We start from the raw sequence: 12,814 nt of genomic DNA, 5'->3' as shown, positions 1-12,814 counted from the left end.
GTTTATATTTCTTAAACAATCAGCGCTTTTACATTTATTATTTGATATTGGTTTTTGTAAATGAGTGACCTTTCCCAAAAAATTGCTGCTCTTACCCCAGGAAAACGTCAGCTTCTCCTGCAAAGGCTTCATAACAAAAAAGGGGAGGTCTTGTTGCGATCGCAAATAATTCCTCAAAGTCGAGAAACCAGCTCATTCCCCCTATCCTTTGCCCAGCAGCGCTTGTGGTTCCTCGATCATTTGCAGCCTGGTCATAGCGCCTACAATATTTCCCAGTCCATGCATCTGGTAGGACAGTTGAACGTATCGGCGCTAGAGCAAAGCTTCAACGAAGTAATCAGGCGTCACGAAATCTTAAGAACCACATTCACTACAGTCGATGGTCAATCGATACAAGTTATTGCTCCGACCCCTACCTTCAGACTACTACTGGTAGATTTGCAAGAACTTCCCAAAGACAAGAGGGAAGCTGAGGTTCTGCGACTGGCTCATGAAGAAGCTCAACACTCCTTCAACTTAGCCAAAGGTCCCTTACTCCGAGTTACTCTATTGCGGCAAACCGAGACAGATCATGCGTTAGTGTTAACAATGCATCACATTATCTCTGATGGCTGGTCAATAGGCGTGCTTATTTGTGAGATCGCAGCCCTTTACGAAGCCTTTTCTCTGGGAAAACCCTCACCGCTTCCTAAACTATCCATCCAGTATGCAGACTTTGCCGTTTGGCAGCGACAATGGTTACAAAAAGAGCAACTAGAAACTCAACTTGCTTACTGGAAGCAACAACTGGGTGGTAAACTACCTGTACTGGAACTCTCCAGCGATCGCCCCCGACCAACAATCCAGACTTTTTCAGGAGCAAGAGAATCTCTGGCGTTACCCAAAACCTTATCCGAAAAGCTTAAAGCTCTCAATCAACGCCAAGGCATTACGCTATTTATGATACTGCTTGCAGCGTTTCAAACTTTGCTTTTCTGGTATACAGGGCAAGAAGATATCGTCGTGGGTACTGATATCGCCAACCGCAACCAAGCCGAGACCAAGGAATTGATCGGGTTCTTTGTCAACCAACTAGTGTTGCGTATAGATTTGTCAGGAAATCCGACTTTTCTAGAGTTATTAGAACGAGTCCGTGAAATGACTCTGGAAGCTTATGCTCACCAAGATTTGCCTTTTGACAAGCTGGTAGATGTTCTTAATCCGAAACGGGAGTTGAACCGCTCACCCTTGTTTCAGGTCAAGCTAGTTTTGGAAAATACCCAAACCCCCTCTTTGGAGCTTCCGGGTCTGACTATAAGCTCCCTGAAGGTCGAAAATAAAACAGTGCAGTTTGACTTGCTCCTGGAGTTAAACGAGACAGAGCAAGGACTATTTGGTGTATGGGAATATAATACAGACCTATTTGACACTGCCAGTATTGTCCAGATGTCGAGAAATTTTGAAGCACTTTTAGGCAAGATTGCGACACATCCACAAGCCAAATTAAATGAGCTAAAAGCATTTCTCTGTGAAGCAGATAAGCAGCAGAATCTCACCAAAGAAGAAGCCTATCAAAGCACTATACAGAAAAAATTAAGAAACATTAAACGTAGAGCTAATAGCAAACCGCAAGCAGAAGGAAATACAAATTATGACAAAAATTGAATCTTTAGCTTCTGCAAGACGCAAAGCTGTCAACATATCCCAAGAAAACTTAATAAAAACAGAGTTTCTCCAGCCAGGAACCAACTTTCCTTTGGTGATAAAACCTAGCATAAAAGGTGTGAATCTGCAAAACTGGGCTGAGAACAATCGGGAATTTTTGAAAGCCGAATTATTAGAATATGGAGCTATACTTTTTCGAGATTTCAAAGTCAAATCAGTCGAAGAATTAGAGCAAATCATCGCAGCTATTTGTGGAGAAGCAATGGAGTATCGTTATCGGGCATCTCCACGAACTCAAGTAGGTGGTAGAATTTACACTTCAACTGACTACCCTGCTGAACAAAGTATCTTTCCTCACAATGAACACGCTTACTCTCCTACTTTTCCATTGAAAATATTCTTCTTTTGTTTGACTCCGGCGCAGTCGGGAGGAGAAACTCCAATTGGTAGTTGTCGAAAAGTGTTTGAGCGTATTGATCCTAAGATTCGCGATCGCTTTATCGAAAAGAAAGTGATGTATATGCGTAACTTTGGCGATGGATTTGGTCTTCCTTGGCAAACTGTATTTCAAACAACAGACAAAACAAAAGTAAAGGAGTATTGCCAAAGCAACGGAATTGAGGTTGAATGGAAACAAGGCGATCGCTTAAGAACTCGACAAGTTGGACCCGCTGTTATCAAACATCCTCAAACGGGTGAAATGGTCTGGTTCAACCACGCGACTTTTTTCCACGTTTCCACATTGGAACCAACAGTCCGCGATTCATTGTTGACAAATCTTAAAGAAGAAGACTTACCAACTAATACATATTACGGAGATGGTTCCCCAATAGAGCCATCAGTGTTAGCTCATCTGAGAGAAGCTTATCAACAGGAAATGGTCACCTTTTCCTGGCAAAAAGGAGATGTATTGATGTTGGACAATATGTTATCAATACATGCCCGCAAGCCATTTGTCCCTCCCAGAAAAATTTTAGTAGGAATGGCTCAACCATATAGTCCCTAGCATTGACATAACCAACATAAAGCAATAGACATGTAGAAAAAAATTCTATTAAAGTTCATTTTTTTATACCTGTTGTTCAGGGCTGAATTTCATAAATTTATGTAGATATAGGAGAAATATTCGATGTCTTCAAAAACTCTTTACTCAGCCTATAATTCTCAAGCTTGGCTATATAACAAACAGGCTCCAGAAATCGTTAATCCAACACTACCGCAGGTGGAAAAATTGTTGCTATCACATCTACCGGAAGAAGCGCATATTCTCGACCTCGGTTGTGGTACCGGACAACTGGCACAACATCTGCTAATAAAAGGGTATAAAGTCACAGGACTTGATGGATCTGAGGAAATGTTGCACTTTGCTCGCGAGAATGCACCGGGTGGTAAATTTCTTGTTGCTGACGCACGCTACTTTGAATTCCTGTCTATCTTTGATGCAGTTGTTTCTACAAATGCTGTCCTTAACTATGTTATGAGCCTTGAGGAATTAAGGTGGGTCTTTCGTAACGTACATACAGCACTTGTGGAAAATGGTCTGTTCGTCTTTAACTTGGATACAGAAGAAGCGTATCAGAAGTATGTGCAAGCTTACCTTTCTGGCGATGTCAAAGACGAGTATGCCTATGCGGAGCTACAGAGATATGATCCAGAAGACAAAATAAACCGACGCCAACTAACTATATTCAATTTGGTAGAAGGAAACTGGCAGCGTTCAGATACTACTCTACTAGAGAAATGTTATTCTACCAGCGAAATTCAGTCTGCTTTGGAAAATGTGGGCTTCGCGGAAGTTAACATTTATGATTCAGAACGGGATTTGGGAATACCGGGAGAGGCTGGCTATATCTATTGTGTTTGTCGTAAACGGCTAAATACCTAAGCCTTAAAAAGCTGAAGATAACTTGGAGCTAGGAAGAGTGGCATTGAACATTAGTCTTTTGTGTTTTATCTCGCCAAAAAAATTATCACAATCTTGGCTTGGTTAAGTTCACTAATTCAAAAGTTGGCTAATTAAAAAATAACAATTTTAACGTACACTTGCCAGGAATGAAACTGAAAAATATAAAGGTATAAACATGCAAGCAGAAAGTATGGAGGGGTTTCAACTTTCACCTCAGCAAGAGCATTTATGGTTACTGCAACAAATTGATCAAAGTCAAGCTTATCGTAGTAATTGTGCAATTTTAATTGAAGGTCATGTCGATATCAATAATTTAGAATTGGCATTACAAGATATTGTCGATCGCCATGAGATACTCCGTACCTGTTTTCCTTGTCTGCCTGGGATGACTCTTCCAGTACAGGTAATTACAAACCGCAAGTTAAAATTAGACACAAAGCACAATCTTAGTAGTTTGAATCCTCAACAACAAGAAGGTAAGATTGAGGCAATATTTCAGCAATTTAATCAGTTGGCTTTTGACTATGAGCAAAATTCAATTTTACAGACATCCCTTATAACTTTATCGCCAGAGAAACATCTGTTGTTTATTAATTTGCCTGCTATGAGCGCAGATAATGCAACTCTGAATAATCTGGTACAAGAAATTGCTATTTTTTATTCCAAGCAATCACCAGATGAACTATCTGAAGAACCACTACAATACGCAGATTTTTCGGAATGGCAAAATCAAATACTTGAGGCAGAAGAAACGGCAGTAGGAAGAAAGTATTGGGGCAAGCAAGACTTTTCTGATTTGAGAAAGTTCCAACTTCCTTTTGAAAACTCTCTTTCGGAAAAACAAAAATTTGAACCTAAGTTAGTAAGTTCAATAATTGCACCTGAACTAATAGAAAAAATTGAAGTATTAGCCCATAAGTATAATACATCTGCTTCTATATTTTATTTAACTTGCTGGTTGATTCTGCTTTGGCGGCTTATTGGACAATCCGAGATGATAGTTGGCAAAGCTGTTGATGGCAGGAAATATGATGAACTAAAAAAAGCATTAGGGCTGTTTACTAAATACTTACCACTTCATTGTGATTTACAAGAAAATTTACGATTTCGTCAAATTATACAGGAAATTAATGAATCTGTAGAATCTATCTACAAATGGCAAGAGAGTTTTACTTGGGAACAAATATCATCAGATACAAAATCAGAGAATTTGCCTTTTTTACCTTTTTGCTTTGATTTTGAGTCAGAAGATACAAAGTATTTTGCAGATAGTATAATATTTTCAATTTACAAGCGTTACACCTGCATTGAGCGTTTCAAAATAAAGCTCTTTTGTCGGCAAAAAGATGATTTCCTAAGTACAGAATTTCATTATGATTCCAACTTATTTTATACAAAGGATATTGAAGGTTTAGCAGAGCAATTTCACAAGTTAGTAGAAAGTGCCGTAAATCATCCAGAAGCTGCGATTAGTGAATTAGAAATTTTAAGCGATCGCCACCTCCATCAACTTCTCGTCGAGTTCAATCAAACACAAGCTGACTACCCACAAGACAAGTGTATTCACCGCTTATTTGAAGAACAAGCAGAACGTACACCAAACAATATTGCGGTTACATTTTCTGATGAAAAACTCACCTACCGTGAGCTAAATGCTCGTGCCAACAAAATAGCTCACTACCTACAACGGCAAGGAGTTAAACCAGACGTACTGGTGGGAATTTGTGTTGAACGAACGCTGGAAATGATTGTTGGTATCCTGGGCATTCTCAAAGCTGGGGGAGCTTATGTACCACTTGACCCAGCTTACCCTAAAGAGCGTTTAGCCTTCATATTAAAAGATACCCAAACACCAGTATTATTAACTCAGCAGCAACTAAAGGAAAGTTTACCTGCTCACAACGCCCAAACGATTTGCTTGGACACAGCTTGGGAAATTATTGCTCAAGAGAGTGACGAAAATCCCGCTTTGAAAACGTGTGCTGAAAACTTGGCTTACGTCATCTACACCTCCGGTTCTACAGGCAAACCTAAGGGAGTACAGATTGCACATCGAAATTTAGTTCATTCAACAACTGCTCGTATTACTTACTACCAAGAAACAGTTACCAGCTTTTTATTGCTTTCTTCGTTTGCTTTTGATAGTTCGGTTGCGGGTATTTTTTGGACACTTTGCTCTGGAGGAACTCTTTGTCTTCCCCAAGAAGGTTTACAACTGGAGATACCAAAACTCTTAGAGTTAATCGCTCAAAATCACGTCTCCCATCTATTAAGTCTTCCTTCTCTGTATGCTCTCCTCTTGCAGTCGGCAAAACCCGAACAGTTAACATCACTTTGTACCGTGATTGTTGCAGGAGAGCATTGTTTAACAGAGTTGGTGCAACATCACTACCAGTTGCTGTCAGAAACATCTCTGTTTAATGAGTATGGACCAACAGAAGGAACAGTATGGAGTAGTGTATATCATTGCGGCTCTCAACAAACTAGAAAGCAAGTCTCGATTGGTTCCCCGATTAGTAATACGCAAATATATATACTTGACTCTCATTTGCGTCCTGTTCCTATCGGCGTTATTGGTGAAGTCTATATCAGTGGTGATGGTTTAGCTAGAGGTTATCTCAATCAGCCTGCTCTAACTAGCGAAAAGTTTATTCCTAATTGCTTTGGCGATCGCCCAGGAATGCTAATGTACAAAACGGGAGATTTAGCTTGTTATCTGAGCGATGGGAACATTGAATTTCTTGGAAGGCTTGACCAACAGGTTAAAATCCGGGGTTATCGCATTGAACTGGGAGAGATTGAGGCGGTAGTGAGTCAACATCCACAGGTGCGGGAGGTTGTAGTTATAGCCCAGAAGGATGAACTTAAAGATATGCGTCTCGTGGCATATCTAGTTGCCAACCAGCAGCCAGCTTCTCTCCAAAGCGAACTTCGCCGCTATTTGTTAGATAAGCTGCCTGAATATATGATACCGTCAGCCTTTGTTCTGCTGAAGGAAATGCCACTGTTGCCCAACGGCAAAATAAATCGTCGGGTGCTACCTGACGAGCCACAGCTTAATCTGGAAGAAAACTTTGTCGCTCCCCAGACCGAACTTGAACACACTATTGCAACAATTTGGCAAGAGGTGCTTCATGTCGAAAAAGTAGGCATTCATCATAATTTCTTCGATCTCGGCGGTCATTCATTACTGATGGTTCAGGTACATAGCAAACTGTATCAAAGTCTTAACAGAGATATACCAATTGTTGAAATGTTTCAATATCCAACTATTAGCACGTTGGCGAAACATTTCAGTCAACAATTAGAAGAAAAGACTTCTTTTCAACCAAGCCATGAGTTAGTTGAAACTCGTAGAGAATCAAAGAAGCAACAAAGACAACTCAGACAAAAACATCGGGAAACAAATCAGTAGCAGGAAGAACAGGAGAATGAAATAATGAACCGCAAAGGACGCAAAGAGCGCAAAGATAAGAGGGTTATAAAGAGTTTTTGGGTAAGTCCTGGTATTTTTGCAAAATTGGGATGCTCCTATAGAGGAGGCTTTGATGAATAACTCAGATGCATTTGATTGCCCCGATGAAATAGCGATCGTTGGCATGACTGGTCGTTTTCCTGGAGCGAAAAATATTGAACAGTTTTGGCAGAATCTACGAGATGGTGTAGAGTCAATTTCTTTTTTCAGTGATCAAGAACTTTTGTCTTCTGGAATTGACCCAGCTAGGTTGAGTCAACCTCAGTATGTAAAAGCAGGAGCTGTATTAGAAGATATTGAATTATTTGACGCTTCATTCTTTGACTTTTCTCCGAAAGAAGCTCAAATTACTGACCCGCAACACCGTTTATTCCTGGAGTGTGCTTGGGAAGCTCTTGAAGGAGCGGGGTACGACTCCCAAACATATGCAGGTCGGATTGGTGTTTACGCTGGTGTCAGTTTAAATACATACTTTTTATCAAAAATTTATACAGCCCCCGAACTTATAGAATCAGTGGGCAGTTACCGAACTTCGATTGGAAATAGTCAAGATTTTCTGCCTACCTATGTCTCATATAAATTGAATTTAAAAGGACCAAGCATTAATGTCCAAACTGCTTGCTCGACTTCATTAGTTGCCGTTCATTTAGCTTGCCAAAGCTTGCTTAACGGCGAAAGTGACATCGCTCTAGCCGGTGGGGTTTCGATCCAAGTGCCACACAAAGCGGGTTATCGCTATCAAAAAGGGGGAATTATGTCTCCTGATGGACATTGCCGTGCTTTTGATGCCAAAGCACAAGGAACTATTAGCGGCAACGGTGTAGGTATTGTAGTTCTAAAGCGGTTAGAAGATGCTCTAGCAGATAGAGATTATATTCATGCTATAATTAAGGGTTCAGCTATTAATAACGACGGATCGTTAAAAGTTGGCTATACAGCTCCCAGTATAGATGGTCAAGCGAAAGTAATATCTGAAGCGCTTGCAATGGCGAGAATTTCTCCTGAGATGGTCAGCTATGTAGAGACTCACGGCACGGGAACAGTTTTAGGAGATCCGATTGAAATTGCAGCACTGACACAAGCTTTTCGCACCACAGATAAAAAGAACTTTTGTGGCATCGCTTCGGTAAAAACCAATATCGGACATTTAGATGCTGCGGCTGGTGTTTCAGGTCTAATCAAGACCGTTCTCGCACTTAAACACAAACAGATACCATCCAGCTTGCACTTTAAGCAGCCTAATCCCCGGATTGACTTTGCCAACAGTCCCTTCTACGTCAATTCCACGCTTTCAGAATGGAAAACGAATGGAACCCCCCGCTATGCAGGAGTCAGTTCCTTTGGTATCGGTGGAACCAATGCCCATGTCGTTCTTGAAGAAGCCCCAGTTGCCGAACCCTCTTTTTCTTCTTGTCCTTGGCAGTTATTAGTACTCTCCGCCAAAACGGTATCAGCACTAGAGACTGCCACTACAAATTTAGTTCAGCATCTTAAGCAGCATCTTGATCTTAACCTCGCTGATGTCGCTTACACCCAGTGTGTGGGTCGTCGAGCTTTTGAGCATCGCCGGATAGTAGTTTGCCAGAATCTTGACGATGCGGTAAAAGTCCTAGAACCCCCAGATCCGCAACGGGTTTTCACCAAATTCACTGAACCCTCTGGACGAGAAGTTGTATTTATGTTTCCCGGACAGGGTGCCCAGTATGCGGACATGGGTCGCGAGTTATACCAAACTGAGACAATTTTCCACAAACAGATTGATGACTGTTGTGAACTTCTCAAATCTTACCTGGGGTTAGACCTGCGTACATTACTGTATCCCCATGAGGAACAGACAAAAGCCGCAGCACAGCAACTACAACAAACTCATATTACCCAGCCAGCGCTGTTTGTGGTTGAGTACGCTCTAGCTCAGTTGTGGATAGCTTGGGGCATACGTCCTTCTGCAATGATTGGTCACAGCATTGGGGAATATGTCGCAGCCTGCATTGCTGGTGTGTTCTCCTTAGAAGAGGCATTGGTGCTGGTAGCTACTCGCGGGCGATTGATGCAGCAACTTTCTTCAGGGACAATGCTAGCAATACCACTATCCGAGAAAGAAATTCAACCCCTGCTATGCGAGAAACTCTCTCTAGCTGCAATCAACGGACCAAATCTCTGCGTGGTTTCTGGAGTGGAAGAAGCAGTTGATGACTTACAAAACCGATTGACCGAGCAAGGTGTGGACTGTCGCCGTCTGCATACTTCCCATGCTTTTCATTCCCAAATGATGGACTCAATTCTAGAGCCATTCCAAGAACAGGTGAGCAAAATTAGCCTCAATGCTCCAAAAATTCCTTTTGTATCTAACGTCACTGGTACTTGGATAACCGCAGCACAAGCAACAGACCCGAAATATTGGGCAAGGCATTTACGGCAAACGGTACGCTTTAGCGAGGGGGTTGCCGAATTGCTGCAACAGCCAGAACAAATTCTTTTAGAAGTCGGTCCGGGGCGGACATTAAGTACCTTAGTTAACAAGCAATCCTGCTCTGAGCAGATAGTTCTTTCTTCACTAAGACATCCACAGAACCAACAATCAGATGTGGCGTTTTTACTAAATACGTTGGGCAGACTTTGGCTAGAGGGAATAAATGTGGATTGGTCAGAATTTTATGCTCATGAACAACGTCATCGTATCCCCTTGCCAACATATCCTTTCGAGCGAAAAAGATACTGGATTGAGCCTATTTTAGCTAATGATGACAATCTATCAGCTAAAAAGGAAATTTCTATGTCTCAATCAAAAGATGTCACAACCAACTCACAGCCACCATCATCAATCAAACCTCCAGATACGCCAGTAGTCAAGCAAAAAGACAACAAACCTGTAGCAAACACAGTTATTGAACAGATCATTTCACAGCATCTTCAGGTGATGTCTAAACTGGTAGACTTATTATCACAGGGAAGTTTACCCGAAGCTATCCAATCTTCTCCTCTCAATCAAAATGGGCAAATTGCTAAAACTTCAACCAATGCCTCTGGGTTTGGTGTAAATCAGTCTACAAACTTTTCCTCTACATCTACTAGGGCAGAGTTTGAGCAACAGCCCAAAGACCAGAGAATTGCTTTTACACCCAAAGCAGCTTCTCAACAGACTGAGAAAGAATCGATGATGTTGAGTCCCCGCCAGCATAAACATCTTGAGGCATTAATTGCACGTTATGTCAAGCGTACTCAAGAATCCAAACGACTGACGCAAGCTTATCGTTCTTACCATGCCAATAGCAGGGCGGTATCAGGGTTCTTTCCCTTTATTAAGGAGATGGTATATCCAATCCACGGACAGCGTGGAGAGGGTGCTAGACTCTGGGATGTCGATGGCAATGAATACGTAGACATTTCAATGGGGTTTGGTACGCTTTTATTTGGTCATTCGCCATCTTTTGTTATTGAAGCGATCCAACAGGAGAGCAAGCAAGGCATACTAAATGGTCCACAATCGCGTCTTTCCGGTCAATTAGCTGAGTTAATTTGCGAGTTAACAGGTGCGGAACGGACGGCTTTTTGTAATGATGGCACAGAAGCAGTAATGGGAGCCATACGTATAGCACGTTCTGTGACAGGACGCTCAAAAATTGCTTTATTTGCTGGTTCTTATCACGGTGGTTCTGACGGAGTTTTAGTCAAAGGAGTAACAACCAACGACGGAACGCTGCGTTCTGTCCCGATGACTTCAGGTATTCCATCATACTTGGCTGAGGATGTGATGGTGCTGGAGTATGGTACTCCCGAATCTCTGAATATTCTTAAAGACCATGCTCATAACTTAGCAGCGATTTTAGTTGAGCCGATACAAAGTAGTCGCCCAGATTTGCAGCCCAAAGAATTTCTGTTTCAGCTAAGACAATTAACTCAAGAAACTGGAACTGTTTTAATTTTCGATGAGGTAGTTACTGGCTTTCGGATGCATCCAGGCGGTATCCAGACTTTATGGGGTATTCAAGCAGATATCACGACCTACGGTAAAGCTGTTGCTGCTGGCATACCTATTGGGGTAGTGGCTGGCAAAGCTGCTTTCATGGATGCATTGGACGGAGGTATGTGGAACTATGGAGATGAGTCTTATCCCCAAGTGAAAACAACTTTTTTTGCTGGTACTTTTTTCAAGCATCCTCTCGTCATGGCTGTTGCCTGGGCTGCACTCAATCATATCAAGAACAGCGGACCTAAACTTCAGGAAAAGTTAAATCAACGGACAACACAATTAGCCCAAACCCTCAATAGTTACTTTGAACAAAAGCAAGTACCGATTCGAGTCGTTAATTTTGGCTCTCTCTTCCGTTTTAATTGCCAGACTCAGCTTAGTAATTTGCTTTTCTATCACTTGCTTGAAAAAGGGATTTATGTGTGGGAAGGACGCACCCTTTATCTATCGACAGCTCATACTGATGAAGATATTGAGCAGGTGATTTGGGCGGTCAAGGAAAGCGTAGTTGAAATGCAAGAAGGGGGATTTTTACCATCTGAACACATTTCAACAAATAGTGGAGAACTGATAACCCATCAAACTGGTGGATTATCAAATTTAAACTTAGCTACATCTCTCCCGGTTACTTCAAACGCAAAGTCTGCTGATGAGTTGTTTGAAACCCTGGTTGAGCAAATGCCTGACGCTTTGGAGAATACTTATGCGGCTTCCCGTAAAAAGGTTGAGAAAACTATTGCTGACATTTGGCAAGAACTCTTTGGTTTTGAGGTGAACATTCACGACAACTTCTTTGAGTTGGGCGGTGATTCTCTAACAGCTCTTCAGGCTATTTCTTTGTTCAACAAAAAGTTAGATGTTGAAATGCCTATAGAAAGCATTTACGAAGCACCAACCATAAACTCCCTTGCAAACATTATATGCCCTGAACAAAATGAAATAATTTCTGCTGAAAAAAGTATTTCTCGTGGTCAAAGACGAAGAGAGAAAAGAAGTCAACGATAGTAATATTGAGAAAGCAATTAACAATTAAATGGAGTTTAACAGCTTATGTCTTCAGAAACTCGCTATTCCGATTTTGATGCTATTGAGCGTATTTATTACTCCTCTGTAAATGAAGAAGTATATGAAGCTTATGCGGCGAAGCTAGAAGAATTAATTTTACAAGAACTCCCTAAAGGAGCACACATTTTTGACCTCTGTTGTGGAAGAGGATATTTAGCACAACCACTGCTAAAAAAAGGATATCAAGTAACTGGACTTGATGGCTCTGAGGAATTTTTGCGCTATGCTCGTAAAATTGCACCTAGTGTTGAATTTATACTAGATGACATACGCTACTTCAAATTACCACCTACTTTTGACGCAGCTGTTTCAATAGGTAACTCCTTGAACAATACTATGAGTATTGAGGAAATGGAAAGCGTCTTCCACAACTTGTACGTAGCACTGCTAGAAAACGGTTTATTTGCATTTGAGTTGATGTTGGAAGAATATTATCTATTAAATTTGAGCGTTCCTACTAGTAGCGGTGGTGTTGAAGATGATTTTGCCTGGATTGATCGTCATATATACGATCCAGAAAAAAAAATAGCCCAAAAAAACTTTACTAAATTTCAATTAATCAAGGGAGAATGGCAGCGCTCAGACGTGACTTTCCTAACGAAACCTTATTCTACAACAGAAATTCAGTCTGTCTTAGAAAAGGTAGGCTTTACGGATGTTAGGAGCTATGATGAAGAACGTGATTTAGGAGTACCTGGTGAGACTGGAATAGCTTGCTTTGTTTGTCGTAAACCCCTAAAATCATAAAATTAGA

General features: G+C 41.3%; 6 protein-coding genes. All 6 read left to right on the top strand.

The window, feature by feature from the left end:
- Positions 1 to 60 precede the first annotated feature (60 nt).
- The 6 genes from AABK37_RS05910 to AABK37_RS05885 all read left to right on the top strand — a co-directional run bounded on the left by AABK37_RS05910 (position 61) and on the right by AABK37_RS05885 (position 12,807).
- On the top strand, positions 61 to 1,644 hold the full coding sequence (locus tag AABK37_RS05910; RefSeq protein WP_432550672.1) for a condensation domain-containing protein: 1,584 nt from the start codon (positions 61 to 63) through the stop codon (positions 1,642 to 1,644).
- The gene (locus AABK37_RS05905; RefSeq protein WP_432550671.1) at positions 1,631 to 2,650 is read left to right on the top strand and encodes a TauD/TfdA family dioxygenase; all 1,020 of its coding nucleotides are present in this window, start codon (positions 1,631 to 1,633) and stop codon (positions 2,648 to 2,650) included. Before AABK37_RS05910 ends, AABK37_RS05905 begins: the two co-directional genes overlap by 14 nt.
- Positions 2,651 to 2,773: 123 nt before the next feature.
- Positions 2,774 to 3,529, top strand: coding sequence for a class I SAM-dependent DNA methyltransferase (locus AABK37_RS05900; protein WP_432550670.1), 756 nt, complete (start codon positions 2,774 to 2,776; stop codon positions 3,527 to 3,529).
- Positions 3,530 to 3,725: 196 nt separating this feature from the next.
- A complete protein-coding gene (locus AABK37_RS05895) occupies positions 3,726 to 6,965 on the top strand; it encodes a non-ribosomal peptide synthetase (protein WP_432550669.1) in 3,240 nt (1,079 codons plus the stop codon).
- Between the two features lie 133 nt (positions 6,966 to 7,098).
- On the top strand, positions 7,099 to 12,000 hold the full coding sequence (locus tag AABK37_RS05890; RefSeq protein WP_432550668.1) for an aminotransferase class III-fold pyridoxal phosphate-dependent enzyme: 4,902 nt from the start codon (positions 7,099 to 7,101) through the stop codon (positions 11,998 to 12,000).
- Positions 12,001 to 12,045: 45 nt separating this feature from the next.
- Complete coding sequence (locus tag AABK37_RS05885) at positions 12,046 to 12,807, top strand: class I SAM-dependent methyltransferase (RefSeq protein ID WP_432550667.1); 762 nt, start codon at positions 12,046 to 12,048, stop codon at positions 12,805 to 12,807.
- Positions 12,808 to 12,814: the final 7 nt, after the last annotated feature.

The sequence above is a fragment of the Tolypothrix sp. VBCCA 56010 genome, from assembly GCF_050875635.1.
GTDB lineage: Bacteria > Cyanobacteriota > Cyanobacteriia > Cyanobacteriales > Nostocaceae > Hassallia.
Note: the sequence above shows the minus strand (reverse complement) of the source record. Positions and strands in the feature narration are given on the sequence as shown.